The following is a 26,123-nucleotide window of genomic DNA, read 5'->3' on the forward strand; positions in this document are numbered from 1 at the left end:
GTGACAGCACCGGACCGTACTCAGACTACTGCCGGGCCGTCGGTGTAGATCAGGTTCGGGACCTGGAGTCACGCGGGGGTCGACCGAACAGTAACCAGACGAGCGCACCGAGTACAGGCACCGCGATCACCAGTGCCGACCACCAGAATTTGCTCCCCAAGCGGTCGAAATCGGTGCGCACGATCGCCACGAGCGCGCTAATCGTGATGAAGATCCAGGCAAGAACGAAGACGGTGAAGGTGATGTCCATCCTAAGCGGAATGGTGGGGTTGGGGGTCGATTCGTTCACGCTTCCAGACCACTTTCGACGACTGTGCCTTGATGAAACAACACGCTCCATCGATTCTCGGTGAACCGCCAGATGGATGATCGCTCGGTAACTCGTTGCGCTTGCGCCAGCCGGTACGTCACCAGATACGTGTCAGGCGCAATCCGGCTCAGCGCTGGCCGGTCAGCCGTCCACCCGAGTTCGGCGGCGTCGTTCACCTCGCCGCGGAGGCGTCGGCGCTCAACTACCGACTGCACGTAGTCGCGGGTGTATCGAGCGCCGGAGGCTCCGATCTCCCGGAACTGCGGGTCGACGACCGCATCGAACTCGTCTCGTGACATCGCTACTCGAGTTCGGTGAAACAGAGGTTCGAACTCCATGAGCTCGTCGAGAATCAGGCGCAACTCGTCCGGGGCCGTCACGACTGCTCCGAGAACTGCGCCCTCATCTCGATACCTATCTCCGCGTGTCGCAGGAGGAAGGCCTTCTCGTCATACCCCTTGCGCCGCAACCAGAGAGTGACCTCGCTGTTGCATTTGCTTGCATTGCACGAGCGGCACGCCGGTGCGATGTTGTCGAGCGTGTAGCGCCCACCGCGGGAGATCGCCAGCACACAGTCACGCTGCGGCGACTCGTCCGGCTCGCCGCAGTACGCGCAGCCACCCCAGGCCGCTTTGAGCGCGGACCACTGCTCGACGGACAGGTCGTGCTCCATCAGATCCATTCGGCGTTTGCGCCTACGCGCGTATCTGGCTTTCCGGGTCCGGTTGACGGGCATGAGGCCATGCTATCGCCGTGCGGCGTTCACTCCGGGTAGCGCCGCGGGGTGAACACCTGACGGCCCGAACCGGTTTCGACGACCGTCGTCATCGAGGAGCCGACGATCAGCAGAGTTCGCATGTCGATCTCGGAAGGCTCGAGCTCGCCGAGGGTCACGACGCGAACTGATTCCTCGGCACCGGCAACATCGCGCCCGATGACGACGGGAGTCTCGGGGGAGCGGTGCTCGAGCACGAGGTCCTTCATGGCTTGGACCTGCCACGTCCGAGACTTGGACGCCGGGTTGTAGACCGCAAATGCCATGTCTGCGGCTGCAACTGCCGAAATACGGCGCGCGACGACATCCCACGGCTTGAGGCGATCAGACAACGAGAGCACCGCATAGTCGTGCCCGAGGGGAGCGCCGACGCGACTGGCGACAGCGTTTGCCGCCGTCATGCCGGGAAGGATGCGGACCGGGACCCCGCGCCACTGGTCTTCGGCGGCAACTTCGAGAACTGCTGCAGCCATGGCGAATACACCGGGATCTCCCGATGAGACGACAGCTACACGGGCGCCGTTCTTCGCCAGGTCCAACGCCATCGCGGCGCGTTCGGCTTCGACGCGGTTGTCGCTGGAATGGCGACGCTGGCCCGGACGCGTCGGCACGCGATCGACGTACGGGCCGTAGCCGACGAGGTCGGTTGCCAACGAAAGCTCATGCGCCACTTCGGGTGTGGTCCAGGCGGTATCGCCCGGCCCGAGTCCGACCACGACCACCTCGCCGCGAGACTCGGTCGCAGGTCGAGGGTTGTTCGACGGGCTCGGAACGATGGCGATCGAAAAGTACGGAACTCCGTCCGGGTCGACCTCGGCAGCGGATTCGACGCGTTGACGTGTGGTGCTCGCGCGCTCGACGTAGTGAGCTTCATCCAAGCGGCCGGAATCCTCGAGCGATTGGAGGACCGGTGGGAAGGTACGTCCGAGCTTGAGGATGGCCGCGGCGTCGGTTTCCTTGAGCCGCCTGGTCAGCTCGGCCTGCGGCAACGTTCCGGGCAGGATCGTGAGGATCTCTTCACCCTCGACCAGCGGCTTTCCGAGTGCAGCAGATGCCGCGCTGACGGAGGTGACGCCGGGAATCACTTCGGCGTCGAAGCGATCGGCCAGTCTCTTGTGCATGTGCATGTAGGAGCTGTAGAAGAGCGGATCGCCGGCGGCGAGCAACGCGACGGTTCGACCGGCCGCGAGGTGAACTGCCAGCCGTTCGGCAGCTGCTTCGTAGAACTCGTCCATCGCGCCCTGGTATCCGCCGGGATGATCAACGGTCTCGGTGGTCACGGGGTAGACGAGGTGTTCTTCGATCTGTCCTTCGCGCATATACGGCGCTGCAACTCCGCGGGAGATGCTCTTGCCGTGCCGCGCGGAGTGGAACGCAACCACATCGGCCTCGCCGATGACGCGGGCAGCCTTGACGGTCACCAATTCGGGATCGCCGGGGCCGATACCGACACCCCAGAGCTTGCCTGCACTCATTCGACTTCGCTCGCAATCGCATTGACGACGGCGGCGGTGATCGCGCTGCCGCCGCGTCGGCCGCGGAGAACGAGATGATCGATCCCGCTGGCGTGTTCGATGAGGGCTTCCTTCGACTCGGCAGCGCCGATGAAGCCGACCGGACCTCCGACGATGGCGGCCGGACGGGGTGCGCCGGCTTCGATGAGGTTCAGGAGATGGAACAGTGCGGTGGGTGCGTTTCCGATCGCGACAACAGCGCCCTCGAGCTTGGCTCCCCACAGTTCGAGAGCAGCCGCCGAGCGAGTGTTGTCGATGGTCGACGCCAGCACGGGAACCCGCGGATCGCCGAGGGTGCAGATGACGTCGTTGCCGGCGGGCAGACGCTTGCGCGTGATGCCGGCAGCCACCATCTGGGCGTCGCAGAAGATCGGCGCGCCGTCGCGCAGAGCTGCGCGCGCGGCCGAGACGACACCGGGTGTGAAGGCGACGTCGTCGACGAGATCGACCTGGCCACTTGCATGAATCATGCGCACTACAGCTTGCGAGACATCCGCCGGGAAACGGCTCAGGTCGGCTTCGGCCCGAATGGTGGCAAAGGACTGGCGATAGATTTCCGCGCCGTCACGGATGTACTCGATCATGTGCCACACGATAGAGGCATCACCGATCGGGCGGATTCACCCGGTAACCGTCACCCGTCGCGATCACATCCGCTACGTCCCCGCGGGGACGTCCGCAGCTGCGGTCGCACCCGGCCCAGTGCTGGCGCCCGACAACCGGAAGTTCTGCCTGCTCGACCGCGGTGATCGCGTCGGCGCGCACATCGGCGAGCGACTTCTCGCATCCCGGACTTCCGGTGCAGGCGGTGACCTCGAGCCACGGTGAGTTCTCGTCGAAGATCAACCCCATGGGTGCCAGCACCCGGACTACCTGCTCGGCTGCCCATTCGTCGAGGTCGAAGATATGCACCGATCGCCACGGCGTCACGACGACGGGCTTGTCGACGGCGGCGAGGAACTCGGCCAGCCGAGCGTCGAGCAGCCCGAATCGCAGGCCGCCGCCCAGAGCTACGGTCCCGTCGCGCTGCTCGAGCCAGCCGATAGTGGGCCGTGCATCCGGCGTGAGGTCCGCCGCAACGGTGGACTCGGCGCTCAGACCCAGCTGCTCGAGGGTGCGTTCGATTCCGTCCGGAACCTCGGCCAGGCGCCAGTGCTTGTCGCGGACGTCGAGGAATGATCGAGCCGCCTCGAGGAGCAATTCGACGGCGTCGTCCGCCTGGACGAGATGAGTGGTGTGGTGACCGGCGAGCACCAGTGAATGCTCGGTGGCGCTGCGCGCATGGAGTCCGAAATCGCCCCGTAGCCCGGTGATGTCTCCGCGCCCGTCGTCGAGGGTGAACAGGGTTCGCCCTGGCAGATCCGCCAATGCTTGATCTGCTTGGATCGCCGAATCGAGACGGTGGACCAGTTCACGAATGTCGGCTACGCCCCCGATACGGCCGGACAGTGGGGACGCGAGGATGTTGCGCACTCGCTCGTGCGTCGCGGACGGCAGCAGGCCGGCCGACGCGATTCGCGCTGCGAAGGCTTCGGGATCCGAGACCGAGCGCAGTTGTACGTTGCCCCTCGAGGTGAGTTCCATCTGCCCGTTGCCGAGATCGCGCGCCGCGTCGGCGAGCGTCTGCAACTGGGTGGGGGTGAGGAGTCCGCCGGGTAGGCGCACGCGTGCCAATGCGCCGTCGGCGGCGTGGTGAACTTGCAGTGCACCCGGGCACGCGTCTGGCTGTGAACGGTCCGTGGGCATGGCTCCAGGGTACGACCTGTCATGAGTGCCTTCTGCGGACCGGTAGCATCACCACCACCAGTGACGGCAGTTGAGGAAACCGGTGAAAGTCCGGTGCGGTCGCGCCACTGTGAGTGTTGCTCGAGCGGGACGTGTTTCCGCTCGGAAACACGAGTCAGACCCTCAACCGCCGTCGATGACAGATCTGTGCCACGGGGCGCGAAACCCCAGGAAGGCTTCACCCGTGATTCTTCTGCTCTCCACGTCCGACACCGATCTGCTGAGCGCCCGCGCCAGCCAGGAAGCCGGCGACGGAGTCTCCTATCGCTGGGCCAACCCCTCACGCTTGCTGGTCTCGGAGGACTTGCCGCCCTTGCTCGACGGCGTCGACCTCGTGATCGTTCGTATCCTCGGCAGCCGTCGCAGCTGGGAAGACGGCCTGGACATGGTCCTCGCCTCCGGACTCCCCGTAGTCGTTCTCGGCGGCGAGCACGCGCCGGACGCCGACCTCATGGAGTGCTCGACGGTCTCCGCCGGCGTTGCTGCCGAGGCGCACAACTACCTGGCCGAGGGTGGCGCACAGAATCTGGCACAGCTGCACCACTTCCTGTCCGACACCGTCCTGCTCACCGGCCACGGTTTCGAGCCGCCGGCTCACCTGCCTTCCTGGGGCATCGCTGATTTCGCGCCCGATCTCGACTCGGCGAGCGGTCCGGTCATCGCAGTTCTGTACTACCGTGCTCAGCATTTGGCCGGCAACACCCGGTACATCCAGGCGTTGTGCGACGCGGTCGCCGAGGCCGGTGGCACCGCGCTGCCGATCTACTGCGCATCTCTGCGAACCGCTGAAGCCGAACTTCTGAGCACGCTCCGCCGCGCCGACGCCATGGTCGTGACAGTTCTCGCTGCCGGTGGCACGAAGCCCGCTACCGCGTCCGCCGGTGGGGACGACGAAGCCTGGGATGTCGCCGCACTCGCTGCACTCGACGTCCCGATCCTGCAGGGGCTGTGCCTGACCAGTAGCCGCGCCACCTGGGACGAGAACGACGACGGACTGTCGCCTCTCGACGTCGCGACCCAGGTCGCGGTGCCGGAATTCGACGGCCGCATCATTACCGTCCCGTTCTCCTTCAAGGAAATCGACTCCGACGGACTGTCCACGTACGTCCCCGACGTCGAGCGCGCCGCCCGTGTCGCCGGGATCGCGGTCCGTCACGGCAAGCTGCGCCACATTCCCACCACCGAGCGTCGCGTTGCTCTGATGCTCTCGGCGTACCCGACCAAGCACGCCCGCATCGGCAACGCGGTCGGTCTCGATACTCCGGCGAGCGCAATCGACCTGCTCACCGAAATGCGTTCTGCCGGTTACGACCTCGGTCCGGTCGACGGCCCGGACGCAGTTCCCGGCCTGGCGGCGAAGGACGGCGACGCGCTGATCCATGCCCTGATCGCGGCCGGCGGCCAGGATCCTGACTGGCTCACTGCCGAGCAGCTCGAGGGCAATCCGATCCGCATCTCGGCAGCGAAGTACCGCGAATGGTTCGCCACCCTGCCTGAGGAACTGCGCAGCGGTGTCGAAGAGCACTGGGGCGCAGCGCCCGGAGAGCTGTACGTCGACCGCTCGCAGGATCCCGACGGCGAAATTGTCATCGCGGCACTGCGATTCAACAACATCGTCCTCATGGTCCAGCCGCCGCGGGGATTCGGTGAAAAGCCCGTCGCGATCTACCACGACCCGGATCTGCCGCCGAGCCACCACTACCTCGCGGCCTACCGCTGGATCGCTGCAACACCGGACAACGGCGGATTCGGCGCCGACGCCGTTGTGCACCTCGGCAAGCACGGAAACCTCGAATGGTTGCCCGGCAAGACACTCGGCATGTCCAGCAACTGCGGTACCGACGCAGCCCTGGGCGACCTGCCGCTGATCTACCCGTTCCTCGTCAACGACCCGGGTGAAGGAACACAGGCAAAGCGTCGCGCCCACGCGACTCTCGTCGATCACCTGATCCCGCCGATGGCCCGCGCCGAAAGCTACGGCGACATCTCCCGCCTCGAGCAACTGCTCGACGAGCACTCCAACATCTCCGCACTGGACCCGTCTAAGCTGCCGGCCATTCGCCAGCAGATCTGGACGCTGATGCGGGCAGCCAAGATGGACCACGACCTCGGCCTCGCGGAGCGTCCCGAAGAAGACGTGTTCGACGACATGCTCCTGCACGTCGACGGTTGGCTGTGTGAGATCAAGGACGTCCAGATCCGCGACGGTCTGCACATTCTCGGCCGCGCACCCGAGGGCGACGCCGAAATCGAACTGGTCCTGGCCATGCTCCGTGCCCGTCAGATGTGGGGCGGCGAACAGAGTGTCCCTGGTCTGCGCGAAGCTCTCGGGCTCAGCGAAGACGGCGACGAGTCCCGCAACCGTGTCGACGACGTCGAGGAAAAGGCGCACGCTCTGGTTCGCGGCATGTACGACGCCGATTGGAACCCCGCTGCGGCAGAACAACTCAGCGACGACGAGACCGTCGTGAAGATCCTTCAGTTCGCCGCCACCGAAGTGGTTCCACGCCTCCGACAGACGAACAACGAGATCAAGCAGGTCCTGCACGCGCTCGACGGCGGCTTCATCGCCGCCGGCCCGAGTGGGTCACCGCTGCGCGGCCTGATCAACGTGCTTCCCACCGGTCGTAACTTCTACTCCGTCGATCCCAAGGCAGTTCCCTCACGACTGGCGTGGGAGACCGGTCAGGCGATGGCCGAGTCGCTCGCCGCTCGATATCTCGCCGATCACGGCGAGTACCCGCGCTCGGTGGGTCTGTCCGTGTGGGGTACCGCCGCCATGCGTACCTCCGGCGACGACATCGCCGAAGTGTTCGCGCTCCTCGGTGTTCGCCCTGTCTGGGACGAAGCAAGCCGACGCGTGGTCAACCTCGAGGTCATCGATCTCGAAGAGCTCGGCCGCCCGCGCATCGACGTCACCGTCCGCATCTCCGGATTCTTCCGTGATGCGTTCCCGCACGTGCTCGCACTGCTCGACGACGCTGTTCAGTTGGTCGCCGCATTGGACGAGACGGACGAGCAGAACTACGTGCGCGCCCACGCGCAGGTCGACCTTGCCGAGCACGGCGATGCCAGGCGTGCGACCACTCGCATCTTCGGTTCGAAGCCCGGAACCTACGGCGCCGGCCTGCTGCAACTCATCGACTCCAAGACCTGGCGCGGTGACGACGACCTCGCCGAGGTGTACACCAACTGGGGCGGCTTCGCGTACGGCCGTGGGCTCGACGGAATCCCGGCAGCCGACGACATGCGCAGTGCATACCGTCGAATCAACGTGGCGGCCAAGAACACCGACACGCGTGAGCACGACATCGCCGATTCGGACGACTACTTCCAGTACCACGGCGGCATGGTTGCCACCGTGCGCGCGCTGACCGGAAAGTCGCCCGAGGCATATATCGGCGACAGCACTCGACCGGAATCGGTTCGCACACGCACACTTTCGGAAGAGACCGCACGTGTCTTCCGGGCGCGCGTGGTCAATCCCCGCTGGCTCGACGCGATGCGCCGTCACGGGTACAAGGGTGCGTTCGAGATGGCGGCCACGGTCGACTACCTCTTCGGGTACGACGCCACCACAAACGTGGTCGCGGACTGGATGTACGAAAAGCTCGCCGAGACCTACGTTCTGGACGAGCAGAACCAGAAGTTCATGACGCAGTCCAACCCGTGGGCCTTGCACGGAATCGCCGAGCGGCTCCTCGAAGCCGCCGAGCGCAACATGTGGGAGCACCCCGAGCAGAAGACACTCGACGGCTTGCGTCAGGTGTACCTCGAAACCGAAGGCGAACTCGAGGGGGAGTAAACCTCGAGAATCACCGGCAGGTCCGGGCGCTGAAGTGTGTCAGCGTCCGGACTTGATGATCTGAGCGATGTTCCGCTCCGCCAGAGCAGTGATGGTCAGTGACGGATTGACGGTGCCGGTGCTGCCCGGAATGGCAGCGCCGTCCATCACGTACAGGCCGTCGTAGCCCTTGACTCGCCCGTAACCGTCGGTGGCCTTGCCCAGAACCGCACCGCCTAGGGGATGCGCGGTGAACGAGGAATTGACGTCCTTCGCGAACGGCAATGCCGACGGCAGCGTGGTGCCGGCGAAGGCCATCTTGTTCTGGACGGCGCGGAGTGCCTCGACGGTGGCGTCGTTGCCGTTCTTCGGCCAGTTCAGCACCACCCGATCGGAGCCGCCGTCGTAGGCGAAGTCGGCGCGCTGCGAGTCGAGGGTCATCCCCAATGTTCCGAGCATGCCGATGTTGACGGGTAGGCCGGGGACGTACCAATTTTCCAGGGAGAGTGGCATTCCCGACTCGTCGACGATGCGTGATGCCGACGGTGCGGCTTGCGCAGTGCCGTCACTGAAGCCGAACGAGCGCACCATCCCGGCGTCGCCGTTCGTTCCCCAGCCCTTACCGACGTGTTCGTTGAGGTTGGGCAGCGCGCCCGTCGCCTGGGCGCGTACCAACAGTTCGGACGTGCCGATCGAACCGGCGCCGAGGAACAGACGGTCACAGGTAAGAGTCTTCCGGGCCAGAACGCCACCCGTCGGATCCGTCGATTCGACGTCGACGACGTAGCGTCCATCACGTTCGCGACTGATCGCGAGCACCTGATGTCCGTAACAGACGGTGGCTCGTCCGGTGGCTTCGGCGGCGGGAATGTAGTTCTGTGTGAGGTCGAACTTCGCGCCGTTGGAGTTACCCATGTTGCTGTCACCGACAGTGGCCGAGGCTCGGGTTCGGCCGTCGAGTTCTGAGCGCACCACGTCCCAGTTCCAGATCCCGTCGATCCGCTGCGGATCGAATCCGGCACGACGAGCGTCCTGATCCCAACGACGCGAGTGACCGAAGTTCGGGGTTTGGTAAATGTCTTCGGGCAACGGGCTCAGACGCAGCATCTGGCGCACTTTAGGGTACCAGGTGGACGCCATCTCGTCGTAGTCGAGGGAGTTGCCGAAGACTGCGTCGAAGAATCGGCGCTCGGGCGCGATCATCACGCCGGTGAAGATGATGGAACCACCGCCGACTGCAGCGCCGCGCCAGACCGAGATGTGTTGGTAGTCGGTGGCATCGAGGACGCCGCTGAAGTAGTCGCACGCCACGGGGAGTCCGGTGAGGTTGGTGAACGATGTTCGCCGGAAGACTCCGCGGCCGTCGGCCAGCATGTCGGAGGTGTGAATCTCCCGTTGCGGATCGTGGGGCCACCGAAGTCCGCGTTCGAGGATGGTGATCTGGGTGCCGCTCTGCGCCAACCGGAGGGCGGTGGCGCTTGCGCCGAATCCGGACCCGATGACGATGGCTTCGGAATGCTCCGGGGGAGTAGGAGATGGTGCGAACAACTCGGGGACGAGCGCGCGGTAGTGATCAGCACCCATCGGGAGAGCCCGCAGTGGTGCGGGGGCGGCGTGGCTGGTCGACGTCGACATGAGCGGCGCCGCGGCTGCAACTGCCGCCCCCGCCCCGGCGGCTTTGAAAAAGTCACGACGCTGCATGTCACGGCGCTGCATGTGTAAATTCGACTCCCCAGTTCGACGGTTTGCCTCAGAATAACTCGAGATGGAGTTCGGGGACGAAACGGCGTGTCTGACGTCATGAAGAACCGGATAAAACGTGCATAAGTGGCACTTCCTGGGTGGTACTGATCGGTCACCAGATAGTCGCGGAATCTTGTCGGTGTTCAGCGAGAGGCGCTCGCACCTATCCTCGAGGAGTGAACCCCGACTTCAAGCGCGTCTCCGAGGCCAAGTACGTCCTACTCACGACCTTCCGCAAGGATGGAACTCCGGTGGCGACTCCACTCTGGGCCGCGCCGGACGGCGACAAGCTCCTCATGTGGACCGTCACCGATTCCTACAAGGTCAAGCGCATCAGGCGAAACCCGTCGGTCACCGTCGCTGCGTGTGACGCTCGGGGAAATCCCAAGGGTGAACCGGTGGCCGCCGTCGCCGAGATCCTCGACGGACCGGGCACCGATCATGCTCGCGACGCGATAGCACGTCGGTACGGAATCCTCGGCTGGATCACCATGAAAGGCAGTCTCCTGCGCCGCGGCAAGACCGGAACGATCGGACTTGCCATCACTGCAGCCTGACCGCGCGTCAGTTGCCGAGCAGATCGTCCAACGCTGAATCGAACCGCGGATACGTGAAGGGGAAGCCTTTGTCCGCCAACACTTTCGATACGGCATGACGACCCGTCAGGCCCAGGGCAGCGTCGCTGCGAAGAAGGAACGCGCCGAATCTGACCATGAAAGCGGGCGTCGGCGGCGCAGGTGGCCGGTGAAGGTGCTTGCGCAGCCCGGCCATCAGCTCTGAGTTTCGGACGGGATCCGGAGCCGTCGCGATGACCACCCCCGAGGCAGCCGAAACGGGTTCGAGTGCCCAACGAACGATCGACAGCCAGTCCTCGATGTGAATCCAACTGGTCCACTGCCTACCCGAGGCGACGCGTCCGCCCAGTCCGAGACGCACGAGCAACAGCAATCGCTCGAGCGCCGGTGTGCCCTTCTCCAACACGACACTGGTTCGCAGGATCACCACTCGTGACGCGTTTGCACCCTCGACCGCTGCCTCCCAGTCCTTTGCGACGTCGGTCATCTGAGGTGGCCCGTCAGCGAGGGGAGAATCCTCGTCCAATCGTGCCTCACCCGCATCGCCGTAGATCGCGAGCGTGCTCGCCTGGATCCACACCGGAACAGGGTTCGCCAGTAGTTTCGACGCTTCGACCAGCGCGCGGGTCGGATCGACCCGGGAGTTGGTGAGTAGTGCGATGTTTGCCGGGGTGGGTCGGCGATCGACCAACTCGCCGGCCAGATTGATCATCGCGGCGCCGCCGAGTTCTCCCGCCCAGTCGCCCACCGTGACACCGTCCCACTGAACCTGCCTGTGCCTGCCAGGTTTCGGTGAGCGAGTCAGGACCACGACGTCATACCCACGGTCCGCGAGATCGTCGCTGATCCGGCGGCCGAGAGCGCCGGTGCCGCCGGCGATCACGACCTTCGTCATCACTGCGCCTGGCTGACCGAGGACATGTGGAAGTCGGGAATCCGCATGGGCGGCATGGCCGTGCGGGTGAACCAATCTTTCCACTCCCGGGGAAGCGTGATCTCGGTACGTCCAGCCTCGGTGACCCGCCGCAGGAGATCGAGTGGACTCTCGTTGAAACGGAAGTTGTTGACGGCGCCGACGATCTTGCCGTCCTCGATCAAATACACCCCGTCACGGGTGAGTCCGGTCAACAGCAGCGTCGTCGGATCCACCTCACGGATGTACCAGAGGGTTGTGAGCAGTAGACCCTTCTCGGTACCTGCGATCATGTCCTCGATCGAGGTGTCGTCACCACCGGTCAGGATGAGATTGTCGCCGGGAACTGCGACAGGTCGACCGAATTCTCGTGCAGCGTGGCGCGGGTACGCCAGCGCATTGACGACGCCGTCTCGGACCCAGTCGACGGGTTCGATCTCCATACCGTTGTCGAACAGTGAGACGGATTCACTCGACGACGTCGTGATCACGAACGGCGCGGATTGCAAGCCCTCGGCGCCGGGGTCGGAGGTGAGTGTCAGTGGCAATCCGAGCTTCTCGCCGATCCGGGTTCCACCGGTGGTGGACAGTGCGGTGTGGCCTTCTTCGGCGCCGCGACCCTCCATGGTCCACATCAGATAGATCATCAGGTCCGCCACAGCAGACGGAGGAAGAATTGTCTCGTAGCGGCCGGCAGGCAGACTGACGGAGTTACCCGCCCAGTCGAGTCGAGTGGTCAACTGCGACAAGAGCTTCGGTATCGAGATATCGCTGAAATCGACAGTTCCGGATCCGACCCAGGCGCTGGCGTCGCCGCGCTTGCCGTTGATCTCCACGGAGCCGGTGGCCTGAGCCGTTCTACGTCGCACGCCCGTCGAGGTTCCGAGCCAGGTGGTGTGCAACTGGTGGTGAGCGAAGCCGAACAACTGGTCGCCGCCGTCGAAGGCCGTGGACAGGTCGGCAGCCAACGGCGCAAAGACACCGATGTCGGTCAGGGCGGCCGGCAGGTCCCAGTCGGTCTCTGCCGCCGACTGCGTGATCAGGTCGGACGCGTCGTCAGCCGGAGTGGCTGTGCGCGCAGCTTCTTCGCTTGCATGTACGAGCGCGGAAATCTGCTCCGGATCGACACTGCTGGAACTGACAGTGCCCACCTTCGCGATGTCACCCTCGCGCACGATCGAGATCACCGTCCACGTCCGGGACAGCGAAACTCCGTTGGTGGTCATCGAATTGTTGGCCCACCGCAGCGACGCCTCACTCGCATCGGTCACGATCACCAACGATTCGTCTACCGTCCTCGCGGCCAATGCACGCTCGACGACCTGCTGCGGATCGATCACTGCTGAGCCTCCGAACGAGTATTGAGGATGTTGACTCCGCGGAACAGAGCGGACGGGCAGCCGTGGCTGACCGCCGCAACCTGACCGGGTTGCGCCTTGCCGCAGTTGAACGCGCCCTGCAGGCGCCAGGTCGACTCACCGCCAACGGCTTCCATCGAGCCCCAGAAATCCGTCGTCGTCGCCTGATACGCCACGTCGCGCACCTGACCGTCGAGCTTTCCGTCACGGATCTTGAAGAACCGCTGACCGGTGAACTGAAAGTTGTAGCGCTGCATGTCGATCGACCAGGACTTGTCACCGACGACGTAGATGCCGTTCTCGACTCGCGAGATCAGGTCTGCGGTCGAGGTGTCCGTAGAAGGGTCGGGGGAGAGCGAGACGTTGGCCATTCGCTGGATGGGAACGTGATGTGCGGAGTCGGCGTACGAGCAACCGTTGGAACGCGTCAGCCCCAGCCTCGGCGCGAACACGCGGTCTAGTTGATACCCGACCAGTGTTCCCTCTGCCACCAGATCCCACCGTTGAGAGGCGACGCCGTCGTCGTCGAATCCGACGCTGGCCAGGCCGTGCTCTTCGTTTCGGTCGGCGGTCACGTGCATGAGTGGCGTTCCGTATTTCAGCGTTCCCAGCTTGTCCGGCGTCGCGAACGACGTACCGGCGTAGGCCGCTTCGTAGCCGATCGCGCGGTCGTATTCGGTGGCGTGTCCGATGGATTCGTGGATCGTGAGCCACAGATTGGTCGGATCGATCACGAGGTCGGTCGGACCTGCTTCGACGGTCGGTGCCTTGGTCTTCTCGGCCAGCCACTCCGGGATCTGCGCGAGCTCATCGCCCCAGTTCCATGTGCTCTCCGCCCCGAGGTACTCCCATCCGCGGCCTACCGGCGGCGCCAAGGTGCGCATCGATTCGAAGCTGCCGGCCGACTTGTCGACGGCGGTCGCCTCGAACTCGGGGTGCAGACGCACCCGTTGCTGGGTGATCGACGAACCGGCCAGATCCGCGTAGAAGGTCTGCTCCTTGACCTGGAGGACACTCGCCGTTACGTGATCCACGCCGTCGGCGGCTTGAAGCCGTCCGGAGTAGTCGACCAGCAGGCCTACCTTCTCGGCCGTCGGTGTCGCGAAGGGATCTTCGAGGTACGGCGACACCCACGTCGCGTCGGCGTAGACGGGCTCGTCGGCGAGGGTGACCGGATCCCGATTGAGCGAGCGCAATGCCTTCGCGACCTCGACCGCTTGGCGTGCCAGCGCAGCAGCGACATCGGGGGACACCTCGGCGTGCGAGGCGAATCCCCACGTGCCGTCGACGATCACACGGACGGCGACCCCGATCTCGTCTCCGTCGGACACCGCCTGAACTACGCCGTCGCGCAAGCGGATCGACTGTGTGAGCACGCGGTGGACACGAACATCGGCGTGCTGGGCGCCGGCCGTTCTCGCTGCCGACAGCGCCGCATCAGCGACAGCTCGCAGCGGGAGGGCGAGGAAATCTGCATCGACATCTCGGGTGACGGTCACGCACACGACGCTAGCCGACGACCGCCGATCTCAGCCGAACTGCTGCCATCCGAGGCGAATCACCATGGCGATCACGACCACCAACAGCGTGATCCGCACGAATCCGGATCCCTTGCTCAGCGCCATCCGCGAACCGATGACCGCGCCGAGAACGTTGCACACCGCCATCGCCAAACCCAAACTCCACCAGACATGCCCGGTGACGGCGAAGTAGGCGAGCGCGCCGAAATTGGAACCGAGATTGATCACCTTCGCCATCGCTGCGCTCCGAACGAATTCGGTTCCGAGGAAGGTCGCGAAGCTGATGATGAGGAAGGTGCCGGTGCCGGGTCCGAGCAGACCGTCGTAGAGGCCGATGAGTCCGGCGGAGAGCAGCAGGACGAGGACGGTCTTGCGCTGCGTCGGACGATGGGTCGCGATCGTGGTGCCCAGCGTCGGACGCATGGTCACGAAGACGGCGACGGCGACGAGGACGACCATCACGATCGGAATGAAGTACTTCTTGTCGATCAGCGAAACGGCCGCCGCCCCGCACGCGGCCGTCACCGCAGCCAACGCGGCTGCCGGCGCCATCTGCCGCCACTCCATCGGGATTCGACGGGAGAACGTGTACACCGCAGCACTCGTCCCGGTGAATGCCGTCAATTTATTGGTGGCCAGTGCCGCCTGTGGGGTCAATTGCGGGGCGACCAGAAAGAGCGCCGGCAACAGAATCAATCCACCGCCGCCGACCACGGCGTCGACCCAACCCGCCGCCGTCGCTGCCGTCATCAGCAGTCCCCAATCAGCAATATCCACGGCGGTGACTCTTTCACAGCTGTGACACTCTTGAGCACATGCGGAGGTTCAGCCTGTGGCTGCGAGGAAAGCCGATGATCGCGGACAGCGCGCTGGCGCTCGTGTTCTTCGCGCTCGAGGTAGTTACGTTCGTCAGTTCGCCGCGTGAGGAGCGGTGGCCTCAGCTCGTCGTCGGATTTCTGATCTGCCTTCCCGTCGTGTGGCGTCGCAAATATCCGCGTGTGTCCGCTGCGTCCATTTTGTCGATGTCGTACTTCGCAACCTTGATGATGTGGGCGACAGGGGATCCGGCTGCGGAACATCCAGGCCTGTTGGCGCTCGGGGTCTCGCTCTACACACTCGTTGCGTATGTCGATCGACGCACCGGGGCGATTTTTGCGTGCTTCCTTGCCCTGGACATGACACTCTCGTTGCTCGTCATCCGCGAAGACGTGATCCTCACGATCATCATTGCGACCCTGCTCTATGCACTGGCCTGGATCACCGCCGAGTTCTTGAGCGCCCGCCGCGCCTACGACGAGGAAGTGGCCGCCAGACTCGAAGTGGCCGAATACGAACGGGATCGGCGTGCCGAGGATGCGGTGGCCACGGAAAGAACCCGAATCGCCCGCGAACTCCACGATGTCGTCGCCCACGCGGTCAGCGTGATGATCGTCCAGGCGGACGGCGCGTCGTATGCGGTCGATTCCAATCCCGCGTTGGCCAAGAAGGCGCTCGGCAACATCTCCAGCACCGGACGCGACGCCCTTGCCGAGCTTCGCCGGACCGTCTCGCTTTTGCGCACCGAGGTCAGTAGCGATTTGATGCCGCAACACGGAACGGCCGGCATCGCCAAGGTCGTCGAGATGATGCGTGCCGCTGGTCTCGGCGTGCGCCTCGAGCTGACCGGCGAGCTCGACGACGTCAGTCCTTCAGTCAGCCTGGGAATTCATCGCCTGGTCCAAGAGTCACTGACCAATGTCCTCCGTCACGCCGGCGCAAATCCGAAGGCACGAGTCACCGTGCGCCGCACCGACACCGCGGTGCTGCTCGAGGTCGTCGACAACGGAACGTCGAGTTCGACCTTCTCCCACGGTTCGGGGAATGGACTGGTCGGAATGCGTGAGCGGGTGGCGGTACTGCACGGGACACTCGAGACCGGACGACGCCCCGACGGCAGTTGGCGTGTGTACGCAGAGCTGCCGCTCGAGATCCACGATTGATACCGGCTCGCCGCAATCGCATTGGCACCGACGTCTCAGGCCCGATAGGTTTACGCCGTGCCCATCACCGTGCTGCTAGTCGACGACCAGGAACTCATGCGGATGGGCCTGAACATGGTGCTCGAAGCACATGAAGACATCTCGGTTATCGGTGAGGCCGGTGACGGAGCCGCGGCGGTCGCAGCGGCGGTGGCGCTGAAGCCTGACGTCGTGTTGATGGATGTGCGGATGCCGATTGTCGACGGGGTGAAAGCGACGGAGCAGATTCTTGCGTCCGGGATCGAATCCAGGGTCCTGGTGATGACGACGTTCGACCTGGACGAACACGCGCTCGGCGCCCTGCGTGCCGGAGCGAGTGGTTTTCTTCTCAAAGACACCCCGCCCGAGGACCTCGTGTCGGCTATCCGCAGCGTGGCAGCCGGTGACGCGGTTGTCTCCCCGAAGGTGACACGTCGTCTGCTGTCGAGGTTCATCGTGGACGGTCCGGCGCCCCGGCGCGATCCGGTGGTTCTCGACGTCCTGACCGAACGCGAACGCGAAGTCCTCGGACACGTGGCCACGGGACTGTCGAACATCGAGATCGCACAGCAGCTGTACCTGTCCGAATCGACGATCAAGTCGCACGTCGGACGCATTCTCACCAAACTCGATCTGCGTGATCGTGTGCAGGCTGTGGTGCTGGCCTACGAGACCGGACTGGTGACTCCGGGCGCGTAGGCCAGCCGCCTGTCAGGGATCGAGCGTTTCGCTCTGCTCAAGCATCAAAAGAGCCCACTGTTGGCAGCACGATGCAGGTCTTCCCGTCTGCGTAATCGACATTGCCGAACAGAGCGGCAAACACCTTGCCGTCACCGGTGTCGACGACCTTCGAGAGCAACGGCGTATCGAGTACGGGCAACTTCTCGTCCAACGGGACGATGCCGCCCTTGAACGTGCCGACGTTGATCCAGGCAACACTCAACCCGGAGGTCTTGGGTATGCCGACGTAACCCGGGATTGCCTGGAAACGGAGATGGTCGGCCTCGACCCACGGCGGCAACGGGAAGTTCGGACCGGCCTGTGCGGAGCTGAGGGTGACGGTGACGGGTTCACCGGCCACGCCACACCCGACCGTCGGTGCGGGGTACATGAACGACTGCGGCTTGGTGACGCCGATGTCCGGGAGATCGAGAGCGGTCGTGATCTGATCAGCGCCTGCCGTGCCGATCAACTGCTGAACAGCAGCAGAGGCTTCGGGGGAGATGGCTGCGGCCTGCGCGATCAGTGCGGCAATTCCTTCGGGTACTACCGGTTCTGCGGCCGCGGTTCCCGCGCTGATCATCGCGCTGCCGGCGGTGAGTGCCACGACGGCGGCAGTGCCGGCGATGGCAGCGGGAATGCGTCGGGCGAGTGTCTTGCCGGGGAGTCGGCTCATGTCGGGCTCCTTCATTTCATGAGGCCGGGAAATGCGGCCCGAAGTGACTTGACCATGCGCAGAGTCTCAACGTCAACTTGAGGTTTAGAATCGTTAGCGGAGCGTTAGTTAACGCCAGGCAAGTCGCACGTGCGTGAGAGAAGGCCCGTGTGACTCACAGCACCCACCTGTTTTGCACCTCTGCGTCGTTGTCGGGAGAAAAACCGGCCCCTCGAGCGTTGAACGAATAGACCGTCTGAAAGGGGACGTCATGATCGCCGCCGTATTTCTCCTCTACGTGATCGTCGAGATCGCAGCCTTGGTCATCGTGGGCAACGCCATCGGTGTCGCCTGGACAGTGCTGCTGTTTCTCGCCGGATCGCTTGTCGGATTGATCCTCATGCGCTCGCAGTGGCGACGGGTCATGGACGGGTTCCGTAAGGCCACGCGGGGTGAGGGATCGCCGTCACTGGCGGTCGCCGACGGCGCCTTGGTCGCGGCGGGCTCCGCGTTGATGTTCGTACCCGGACTCGTGACTTCGGTTCTGGGCCTGCTGCTTCTGATTCCGCCGACCCGCTGGGCGCTGCGCCCGCTTGCAGTGCTCCTGGCAGGTAAGCGCGCAGCAGCATTTGCCGCCGGTGGTGACGCCTTCGCCGGAACCGTCGGCTACGCGGCGCGGATGCGCGGAAACGGCGAGGTGATCGACGGCGAGATCATCGTCGAGACACCCGAAACCACCGAGTACGTCGCCAGCAACGGCAAGGAACTGGTGCTCGAGGGTGAGATTCTGGACACGGATACACCCACCCGTTCGCGGGGGCCGCAGTACTAACAGGCAGACTGGGTGCTCGTGACTACTCGTCTGCTGGTCAACGGCCGGATCTACAGTTCATTTGCACCTGACGCGACCTCGATCGCCATCACCGACGGCACCGTCGTGTGGGTCGGCGACGAGCGCGCCGGACGGGCGTTGCACCCCGCCGCGGAGATCGAAGATCTGGGTGGTGCGTTTGTCACTCCCGGGTTCGTCGACACCCACGTCCACATCACCGCACTGGGACTCAATCTCGTCGGCCTCGATCTCGTGGGCGCGAACTCTCTGGACGAATGTCTCGCGCGAGTACGAACATTCGCAGCCGCGAACCCCGAAACTGCCCATCCCGACGCAGTCATCTGGGGACACGGTTGGGACGACACCGAGTGGGCCGAACAGACCCCGCCGTCGACCGCAGATCTCGACGCGGCCGCCCCTGGCCGCAAGGTGTATCTCTCGCGGATCGACGTTCACTCGGCCGCGTGCTCGAGCGCACTGCGCGACGGGATCTCCGGCCTCGCCGACACCGCTGGATACTCGGCCGAAGGCCCGTTGACGTTCGACGCACACCACCTGGCGCGCAATGCCGCTCGGAATCTGCTGACGGAAACTCAGCGCGCTTCTGCTCGTACCGCTGCGCTCGATCTCTGCGCCTCACGCGGAATCGTGGCCGTTCACGAGTGCGGGGGACCGGACATCTCGGGATTGACCGATTTCCAGGAACTGTTGGCCCACGATCACGGCGTGGAGGTTCGGGGCTACTGGGGTGAGCGTGTCGACAGCGAAGAGGATGCTCGCGCGCTCCTCGACAAAACCGGAGCAGACGGACTCGGCGGGGATCTCTTCATCGACGGCTCGCTCGGTTCGCATACCGCGTGGTTGCTCGAACCCTATGCAGACCAACCTGATTCGACGGGCAATGCCTACCTCGACGTCGACGCGATCGCCGCACACATCCGGGCCTGTACCCTCGCGGGCGTCCAGGCCGGGTTCCATGCCATCGGTGACGGCGCCGTCTCGTCGGCAGCTGCCGCGTTCCGCAGGGTCGCCGACGAACTGGGTGGCCCCAAGGTCGCCGCGTTGGGTCACCGCCTCGAGCACGCGGAAATGATGTCTATGGCCGACGCGGAAACCTTTGCCGCCTTGGGTGTCATCGCTAGCGTCCAACCGGTGTTCGACGCACTGTGGGGTGGCACCGACGGTCTTTACGCCACGCGCCTGGGAGTAGAGCGCGCAGCAGCGTTGAATCCGTTTGCACCTGCTGCCGGTAAGGGTGTCTCGCTCGCATTCAGCTCCGACGCCCCGGTCACCCCCATCGAGCCGTGGGCGATGCTGCGCGCCGCTGTCCAGCACCGCACCGACGGAAGTGGAATCTCGCCGCGTGCGGCCTTCTCCGCGGCAACTCGCGGCGCCTGGCGCGCGGGCGGAGTGCGGGACGGCGCCGCGGGAACCCTCAATCCGGGCGCACCGGCCTCCTACGTGTTGTGGGAGGCAGGCGAACTCGAAGTGAGCGCACCCGCCGACTCGGTTCAGCGATGGTCTACCGATCCGCGCTCGCGCGTACCCGCTCTGCCGAGGCTGGCGGAAGATGTGCCGATTCCGGTCTGCATCAAGTCGGTGCATCGCGGACGCGTCGTCTATCAGCGCGGCTCGTCGAGTGAGTGAGGCCGGCGCAGAGGCGTCTGTCGGTGATCGCTCCCGTGTGAGCGCTGTGCTCACCGGTTCCGCATGGCTACGTTCGCTCTACGCGACCGCTGGTGGATTCCTGATCTTCGCAGGGTTCCCACCCCGCCCGCTGTGGTTCTTGGCGCCCGTCGGGATCGCTCTTCTGACGTGTGTGTTGACGAACTTCGGGCGCGGCGGACTGCGCCTTCGTGCCGGCTTCGGTTACGGATACTTGGCCGGTCTCGGATTTCTGGTGCCGTTGCTTCCGTGGATCGGTGTGTTCGTAGGTGCGGTCCCGTGGATCGCGTTGGCCGCGGTGGAGTCGTTGTTCATCGGACTGTTCGGGCTGCTTGCGGTTCTGGTGGCGAGGTTGCCATGGGCACCCTTGTGGATTGCTGCGACCTGGACGCTCACCGAGTGGCTTCGTTCCAGCGTTCCTTTCGGCGGATTTCCTTGGGGCAGGCTCGCATTCGGTCAATCCGAAGGGTGGCTCCTCCCTCTTGCGAGTGTCGGCGGTGCGCCGCTGCTCAGCTTCGCGGTGGCCCTGACCGGTACCGGCTTGGCAGCAGTTGCAGTCGCTGTCGCGGCCAAACGATGGGACCGAGGATTCTTCGGAGCTGTTGCCGCTGCCCTCGTGCCCGTGATCATTGCTCTCGTGGTGTCGCCGTTCTTGTCCACCATGGATTCCGGTGATCGAACGATCACCGTCGCCGCCATTCAGGGAAGCGTTCCGAGGTTGGGCTTGGACTTCAACTCGCAACGCAAGCAGGTCCTCGACAACCATGTCGCCGAAACCGTGAAACTTGCTGCCGAGGTGGACGCGGGCCGCGTCGATCAGCCTGACGTCGTGATCTGGCCGGAGAACGCCTCGGACATCGACCCCCTGCGAAACGCCGATGCCGCTGCCGACATCACCCGGGCCTCCGAAGCGATCGGAGCGCCGATTCTTGTCGGCACCGTACTCGTGAACGCCGATCGTACGACCACCAATTCGGTGATCGTGTGGGACGGCGCCAACGGTCCTCAGGAACAGCACGACAAGAAGATCATTCAGCCGTTCGGCGAATACCTGCCCTACCGAAGCTTCTTCCGGAACTTCTCCTCGTACGCCGATCGCGCGGGCAATTTCGTTCCCGGCGAGGGCAACGGCGTTGTCCATGCAGCGGGGGTACCCATCGGTGTCGCGACTTGTTACGAGGTGGCGTTCGACCGGGCGTTCCAGGAATCTGTGCGCAACGGTGCACAGTTGCTGGCGGTACCGACCAACAACGCCACTTTCGGGGACACCGAGATGACCTATCAGCAGCTGGCAATGTCGCGTGTGCGGGCAGTCGAGCACGGCCGCGCCGTCGTTGTCGCCGCAACCAGTGGTGTCAGCGCCATCATCGCTCCCGACGGTGCGGTGACTTCGCAAACCGACCTGTTCGTGCCGGCGACCCTGGTGGCGAAGGTGCCGCTCTCGACCAGCTCCACCCTTGCCAGCCGAGTAGGTCCGGTGCCGGAGATCGTGCTCAGCATCATCGCGGTCGGCGCGATTGCCATGGCAGTGCTGGCCCGGCGCCGAGATCAGGCTGAGCACTCACCCGAGGAGACTGCGGCAATCTGAGCCGAGCATCGGATATTAGGGCTGCCGATGTTCCGAGGAGCGCCTACGCGGGTACTCGCTGTGCCACCCGTTCCTGCGTAAGGCGGCTTCTTGTGACCGAGCCTGAGAAAACCGAGCCAGACAAGTCCGAGCCCCGGGATGCAGTTCACAAAACCAGTGTCGTCGACGCGGTTCTGCAGTCACCGCTCGCCGGCCTGTCACCGTGGATCTTGCTGTCTTTGCTCTCCGGGCCGGGAAGGTTCGAGGAATCCGCGGCCGCAGCCCTCGGGTTGTCGCTGCTGATCTTGGCGGCCAGTCACCGGCGCGGCGGCACCGTGAAGCTGTTGGAGGTCTTCGACGTCGTGTTCTTCGGCGTTCTGGCGGCCATCGGCCTCCTCGCGTCGGCGAACACGATTCGGTGGTTCGAACTCTGGGGAGGCGAACTGACCAACATCGCGCTGGTGGTCTTTGCCTTCGGATCGATCCTGCTCCGCAATCCTTTCACTTTGCAGTACGCGAAAGAGTCGACGCCTGAAGAGTATTGGACGACGCCACTGTTTCTGCGCATCAACTACGTCATTACGGCGGTGTGGGCTCTCGCCTTCACCTGGTCGGCCGTGGTGGGCCTGTTCGGAGACGCACTGCTGCACGACGGTGACAACTTCTGGACCGGATGGATTCTGCAGTTGCTCGGAACCTTCTTCGCGATCTCGTTCACCGAGTGGTACCCCGAGTATGCGCCGAACAAGGCCGCTCAGGCTCAGGGCCTCGAAACCGAACCACCGCAGTCGATTTTCAGGCTGTTCGACTTTTTGCCGGTGTTCGTAGCCGTGACCGGCATCGCGGGGTTGGTGACCGACTCCGTTTCCGTGACCGCAGGCGTCACGTTGATTCTGGTCGGCGTGTTCGGACATCTGGCGATGCGAAGATTCACAGTCGACTAGGAGCTCTCGGTGATCTCGCGCCTACGGGAACTTGGTGCACGATCGTCTCGATGACCGGCAGGTGCCGGCTGATGCACGGAATTTGTCCGTTTCTGCGATAGTCAGTGCACCTGCTGTGCAATGGAAACGAGGGAAATTGAGCGTTATTTCGAGTACTGCACACAAGCACGAGCCCCTACACGGAAGACGTCCACCAGCGGATCACCGCTTCCTCGGATTCGACACACGAGTCTTCCCACACGCCCTCGCGATCTTGGCGGTGTGGATGCTCTGGACCGTGATCGTGCCCGCCATCGATTCCGCTGTCTCCTCCGAAGATCCAACCGGCGCCGGAGACCGGATGGCCGTGACCGAAACGGTCTCCTTCGCCGTACCTGCGGGCTGGAATGTCGACAGCGGTTTCCGAACCGACCAACATGGCGCGTCCGATTCGCTCCCACGTGTGACGTTGACCGATGGCACCGTCACCGTGAGCGTCGACGCCGACACATTCAGTGGAACTGCCGACGAGCTCCTCTCCCAAACAGATGCCGTGAGTCTTGCGACGAACGGCAGTTCCGTGCTTGCGGTCTCCGGTGCGCGCCAGCCGATCAGCACCGCCGGGGGTCTGAGCGGCGTCCAGGTCAGCTTTGACACTCCGCGGTCCGCCGGATCGGTGACCACATTCGTCGTCGACGGCAAGGGAATTCGGGTACAGGTAGTCGGCCCACCCGATCAGATCGCCGCCCGCAGTCGAGAAATCACCGACATGATCGCCTCTATCGGCACACACGAGGGAGACACCAAGTGAGCACCGATCTCCTCGAAACCCGCTCCCGCGCATTCGATACGACGGCCTGGGGCGAGAAATTTCACTTCTTCCAGCCACGCAACGTCGTGTTCTGGATATACCTGTGGATGTGCGGATTCGGCCTCGTCAAAGGCTGGCAGATGTTTGCTCCCTTCGCCGGATACTTCGGGCGCGCACTCCTCGTTGCCGGCATCGTCGGCGTCATCAGCGCCGCGGTCTGGACATGGTGGTTCCGGCACATCGACCGCTACGAACGCCAACCCGTAGGACTAGTGGTCACCGGCTTCATCTGGGGCGCCACCGCAGCAACGTTCACTATCGCAGTACCCGCGAACGGAGCAGTCGGTTCGCTCTACTCGAAGATTTTCGGGCAGGTATGGGCTCAGGACTGGCATGCGGGCCTCTCTGCACCCTTCGTGGAGGAAACCGCCAAAGGCATCGGCATCGTAGTCCTCCTCGCGCTTGCACCACGCCTGGTGCGCACCGCAACCGACGGCCTGCTCCTCGGTGCTTTCATCGGCTTGGGATTTCAGACCAGCGAAGACTTTCTGTACTCGATTGCCGGCGCAACACAGGGCTTCGGCGCCCACCAAACCGACGGCCTGCTCGGTTCCATCGCCACCCGCACCTACTCCGACATCGTCTCTCATCCCCTGTTCACCGCCCTTTTCTGCGCCGGCGTGATCTATCTGATCGGCACCCCGGCCCAGCCCCGGCGGATCGGACGCGGATTGGCGTTGATCGTGGCACCCATCCTGATCCACGGCGTGTGGGATTCCATGCTCGCGATCGCCGGCGGCAGCAGTTCGCTCGTGTTCGTCATCATGATCGGCGACATCGTCTTCGCGTTCACTGCCTTGTGGATCGCGTTCGTCTGGGCGCACCCACGTGAATCCCACTTCGTCCGTGACATTCTCGCCCCGGAAATCGAGTCCGGCGTCCTGACCGACGCCGAGGTGACAGCCGCCGGCGGATGGCGACAACAACGCACTTACGCGAAAGCCGCACCCACTCGCACCGAACGTCGCCAACGACGACATATCGTTCGTGCCGCGCTGGATCTGTGCAGCGACCTAGCTGTCAGCAAGGGCGACGACAGCCCCCAGGTCGTCGAATCACGCAACGAAATCACCCGCCTCCGCCAAGGAACCGCGGCACAGAGCATCACTCGGTGACCGGGAAGTAGCGGAAGAACCGTTCAGCACCGCAAATCATTCACCCACACCCCAGTCGGCCGGGTTGCTTGCCATCGTCACTTGGCAAGCAACCCGGCCGAGTGACTGGGCTACCAGTTCACTCCGTATCGAAGTTTGGTGTACCGAAGTTTGGTCTACCGAAGTTTGGTGTGTCGCGGGGTGGGGGATACAGCTCACACTGGTGCACGAAGCAGTGCCGATGGTTCTCCAGCGCAAGTCCAGGATTTGCGCACTGTCGGCCCGCGAGTGCGCCTGGATGCTGAATGACGTTGCCCTGAAGTGTCTTTGAGGACCGCGAAGCATCCTGAAGTTGCCACGTCGAAGAAGGGCCGAAGTATGACGTCGACTTGTGAACGATCACTCCCCGAAGAACGAGAAAGACCGCCCGGTGTAGAACCGGACGGTCTTGATCGAAGTGCTAGTTCATGCGCCGCGACGCTTGGCCTTCAGCAAATCGAGACGCTCTTTGAGGAGCTCTTCGAGTTCCTCGACCGAGCGACGCTCGAGCAGCATGTCCCAGTGGGTGCGGGGAGGCTTGACCTTCTTGGCTTCGGGAGCAGTCCCCTCCATGAGGGTGCCTTCGAGGCCGTTTCGGCACAACCAGGTGCCGGGGATCTCGGCTTCGTCCGCGAACGGGATGTCGAAGATCTCGCCGTTCTCGCACTTGTACTTGGCCATACGACGGGGCGCGAGGTCATGGTCACGGTCGGTCTCGTAGCTCACAGCTCCGAGTCGGCTACCTCGAAGTACGCGATCTGCCATGGTGGTGTCCTCTCTTCGTTCGTCACCGCTGGTGGGCGCCCTGACTTGGGGAGTAGACGCTCACACTCATCTACAACGCCACGAGCACCCGATTGGTTCCCGTGTGGCGAGAAGACGCAACCTCTCCATCTTACCGGGTACCGTGCGCGTTCATCGAAGGCGTCCGAATCTCGAGTACAGTGTCGATTCATGGCTGAGAGCACGCGCGTCGGATCACCGCAGTCTGCGCGTTCGGGAAACCCGTGTGTGTGGTGTGGTCGAGAGGTCGCGGTGACCGGTGTCGGTCGTCGACGCCGGTACTGCAGCCAGTCTTGTCGACAGCGTGCGTACGAGCAGCGCAATGCCGTCAAGGGCACGTCGATCCCGGCTGACGCCGTCATCTTGACCGCAGTCGAAGCGGTCGAACTCGTGGATCGGATGTTCGAGGTCCGATGCGCTGCCGAAGATGTGGCGACAGCAATTGCCGAGGGCGCAGAGAGTTCAGAGCTCACACAGTTGTGTGAACGGTTGACCGAGCTTGCCCGCGAAGCCGAACGTTTCCGGTAGAGCAGGTGTGGGCAACCGGTTTCTAGCCTTGCGTCGAGCACTGCAACACTGCGGTGCTCCTGACGCCTGACGACGACAAATTTTGATCCTGAGTTCGGACCTTCGGGGAGGTTCGGACTTCGAAGCGACCCTTCGTCGAGGTCGATGACCTTCGGCTGCGCTCTCGCAGGAT

24 protein-coding genes and 1 riboswitch are annotated in these 26,123 nt (G+C 64.1%); of the genes, 11 read left to right on the forward strand and 13 right to left on the reverse strand.

Annotation, left to right across the window (positions count from 1 at the left end; genetic code table 11):
• Positions 1-49: 49 nt before the first annotated feature.
• The 6 genes from ABH939_RS15570 to cobG are packed head-to-tail and all read right to left on the reverse strand — an operon-like array spanning position 50 to position 4,345.
• Positions 50-289, reverse strand: coding sequence for a PLDc N-terminal domain-containing protein (locus tag ABH939_RS15570; RefSeq protein ID WP_099698326.1), 240 nt, complete (start codon positions 287-289; stop codon positions 50-52).
• A complete protein-coding gene (locus tag ABH939_RS15575; protein ID WP_099698327.1) occupies positions 286-690 on the reverse strand; it encodes a hypothetical protein in 405 nt (134 codons plus the stop codon). Before ABH939_RS15575 ends, ABH939_RS15570 begins: the two co-directional genes overlap by 4 nt.
• Entirely contained in the window at positions 687-1,046 is a 360-nt protein-coding gene (locus ABH939_RS15580; protein WP_065455757.1) for an HNH endonuclease, read from the reverse strand. Before ABH939_RS15580 ends, ABH939_RS15575 begins: the two co-directional genes overlap by 4 nt.
• A 26-nt stretch (positions 1,047-1,072) precedes the next feature.
• Entirely contained in the window at positions 1,073-2,560 is a 1,488-nt protein-coding gene (gene cobJ / locus ABH939_RS15585; RefSeq protein WP_029255380.1) for a precorrin-3B C(17)-methyltransferase, read from the reverse strand.
• On the reverse strand, positions 2,557-3,183 hold the full coding sequence (locus tag ABH939_RS15590; RefSeq protein WP_007729839.1) for a precorrin-8X methylmutase: 627 nt from the start codon (positions 3,181-3,183) through the stop codon (positions 2,557-2,559). The genes cobJ and ABH939_RS15590 overlap by 4 nt, the downstream gene beginning before the upstream one ends.
• A gap of 19 nt (positions 3,184-3,202) precedes the next feature.
• Positions 3,203-4,345 carry a precorrin-3B synthase gene (gene cobG / locus ABH939_RS15595; RefSeq protein ID WP_230358677.1) on the reverse strand — a complete coding sequence of 381 codons (1,143 nt, stop codon included), beginning with the start codon at positions 4,343-4,345 and terminating at the stop codon, positions 3,203-3,205.
• A gap of 74 nt (positions 4,346-4,419) precedes the next feature.
• Positions 4,420-4,505: riboswitch (cobalamin riboswitch) on the forward strand.
• A 63-nt stretch (positions 4,506-4,568) separates the two neighbouring features.
• Between cobG and ABH939_RS15600 the strand changes: the two genes are divergently transcribed.
• Entirely contained in the window at positions 4,569-8,189 is a 3,621-nt protein-coding gene (locus ABH939_RS15600; protein WP_404649784.1) for a cobaltochelatase subunit CobN, read from the forward strand.
• Positions 8,190-8,228: 39 nt separating this feature from the next.
• Here the strand turns inward: ABH939_RS15600 and ABH939_RS15605 are convergent, their stop codons facing one another.
• Entirely contained in the window at positions 8,229-9,884 is a 1,656-nt protein-coding gene (locus ABH939_RS15605) for a GMC oxidoreductase (RefSeq protein ID WP_404649785.1), read from the reverse strand.
• 203 nt (positions 9,885-10,087) lie between these two features.
• On the opposite strand from ABH939_RS15605, the gene ABH939_RS15610 reads away from it, so the two are divergent.
• Positions 10,088-10,468: a PPOX class F420-dependent oxidoreductase gene (locus ABH939_RS15610; protein WP_054188250.1), complete on the forward strand. Its 381-nt coding sequence runs from the start codon at positions 10,088-10,090 to the stop codon at positions 10,466-10,468.
• 7 nt (positions 10,469-10,475) lie between these two features.
• On the opposite strand, the gene ABH939_RS15615 is transcribed toward ABH939_RS15610, so the two are convergent.
• The 4 genes from ABH939_RS15615 to ABH939_RS15630 are packed head-to-tail and all read right to left on the reverse strand — an operon-like array spanning position 10,476 to position 15,054.
• On the reverse strand, positions 10,476-11,381 hold the full coding sequence (locus tag ABH939_RS15615; protein ID WP_063316392.1) for a TIGR01777 family oxidoreductase: 906 nt from the start codon (positions 11,379-11,381) through the stop codon (positions 10,476-10,478).
• A complete protein-coding gene (locus ABH939_RS15620) occupies positions 11,381-12,739 on the reverse strand; it encodes a metallopeptidase TldD-related protein (protein WP_058226726.1) in 1,359 nt (452 codons plus the stop codon). The genes ABH939_RS15615 and ABH939_RS15620 overlap by 1 nt, the downstream gene beginning before the upstream one ends.
• Positions 12,736-14,256 (reverse strand): TldD/PmbA family protein, encoded by a 1,521-nt coding sequence (locus ABH939_RS15625; protein WP_003944822.1) that lies wholly within the window; start codon positions 14,254-14,256, stop codon positions 12,736-12,738. The genes ABH939_RS15620 and ABH939_RS15625 overlap by 4 nt, the downstream gene beginning before the upstream one ends.
• Before the next feature lie 30 nt (positions 14,257-14,286).
• Positions 14,287-15,054: a TSUP family transporter gene (locus tag ABH939_RS15630; protein WP_030536361.1), complete on the reverse strand. Its 768-nt coding sequence runs from the start codon at positions 15,052-15,054 to the stop codon at positions 14,287-14,289.
• 38 nt (positions 15,055-15,092) lie between these two features.
• Here ABH939_RS15630 and ABH939_RS15635 point away from each other — a divergent pair, with 38 nt between their 5' ends.
• Both ABH939_RS15635 and ABH939_RS15640 read left to right on the forward strand, forming a co-directional pair.
• A complete protein-coding gene (locus ABH939_RS15635; protein WP_063316393.1) occupies positions 15,093-16,256 on the forward strand; it encodes a sensor histidine kinase in 1,164 nt (387 codons plus the stop codon).
• Between the two features lie 57 nt (positions 16,257-16,313).
• Positions 16,314-16,973, forward strand: coding sequence for a response regulator transcription factor (locus tag ABH939_RS15640; protein WP_003945024.1), 660 nt, complete (start codon positions 16,314-16,316; stop codon positions 16,971-16,973).
• A gap of 37 nt (positions 16,974-17,010) precedes the next feature.
• Here ABH939_RS15640 and ABH939_RS15645 read toward each other — a convergent pair whose 3' ends face one another.
• Positions 17,011-17,670, reverse strand: a complete 660-nt coding sequence (locus ABH939_RS15645) for a hypothetical protein (protein WP_007729826.1) — start codon at positions 17,668-17,670, stop codon at positions 17,011-17,013.
• 250 nt (positions 17,671-17,920) lie between these two features.
• Here ABH939_RS15645 and ABH939_RS15650 point away from each other — a divergent pair, with 250 nt between their 5' ends.
• The 6 genes from ABH939_RS15650 (at position 17,921) to ABH939_RS15675 (ending at position 24,622) form a co-directional block, all read left to right on the forward strand.
• Positions 17,921-18,481: an FxsA family protein gene (locus ABH939_RS15650; RefSeq protein ID WP_003944915.1), complete on the forward strand. Its 561-nt coding sequence runs from the start codon at positions 17,921-17,923 to the stop codon at positions 18,479-18,481.
• Between the two features lie 12 nt (positions 18,482-18,493).
• The gene (locus ABH939_RS15655; RefSeq protein WP_404649786.1) at positions 18,494-20,128 is read left to right on the forward strand and encodes an amidohydrolase; all 1,635 of its coding nucleotides are present in this window, start codon (positions 18,494-18,496) and stop codon (positions 20,126-20,128) included.
• 37 nt (positions 20,129-20,165) lie between these two features.
• On the forward strand, positions 20,166-21,734 hold the full coding sequence (gene lnt, locus ABH939_RS15660) for an apolipoprotein N-acyltransferase (RefSeq protein WP_064688459.1): 1,569 nt from the start codon (positions 20,166-20,168) through the stop codon (positions 21,732-21,734).
• A 92-nt stretch (positions 21,735-21,826) separates the two neighbouring features.
• Positions 21,827-22,657, forward strand: a complete 831-nt coding sequence (locus tag ABH939_RS15665; protein WP_047270554.1) for a hypothetical protein — start codon at positions 21,827-21,829, stop codon at positions 22,655-22,657.
• A 136-nt stretch (positions 22,658-22,793) separates the two neighbouring features.
• Positions 22,794-23,447, forward strand: a complete 654-nt coding sequence (locus ABH939_RS15670; RefSeq protein WP_228232700.1) for a hypothetical protein — start codon at positions 22,794-22,796, stop codon at positions 23,445-23,447.
• Positions 23,444-24,622 carry a PrsW family intramembrane metalloprotease gene (locus tag ABH939_RS15675; protein WP_003944910.1) on the forward strand — a complete coding sequence of 393 codons (1,179 nt, stop codon included), beginning with the start codon at positions 23,444-23,446 and terminating at the stop codon, positions 24,620-24,622. Before ABH939_RS15670 ends, ABH939_RS15675 begins: the two co-directional genes overlap by 4 nt.
• Before the next feature lie 444 nt (positions 24,623-25,066).
• On the opposite strand, the gene ABH939_RS15680 is transcribed toward ABH939_RS15675, so the two are convergent.
• Positions 25,067-25,405: an RNA polymerase-binding protein RbpA gene (locus ABH939_RS15680; protein WP_003944971.1), complete on the reverse strand. Its 339-nt coding sequence runs from the start codon at positions 25,403-25,405 to the stop codon at positions 25,067-25,069.
• Positions 25,406-25,594: 189 nt separating this feature from the next.
• Between ABH939_RS15680 and ABH939_RS15685 the strand changes: the two genes are divergently transcribed.
• Complete coding sequence (locus ABH939_RS15685) at positions 25,595-25,951, forward strand: hypothetical protein (protein WP_050655267.1); 357 nt, start codon at positions 25,595-25,597, stop codon at positions 25,949-25,951.
• Positions 25,952-26,123: the final 172 nt, after the last annotated feature.

Source organism: Rhodococcus sp. 27YEA6, from assembly GCF_044908235.1.
GTDB lineage: Bacteria > Actinomycetota > Actinomycetes > Mycobacteriales > Mycobacteriaceae > Rhodococcus_F > Rhodococcus_F qingshengii.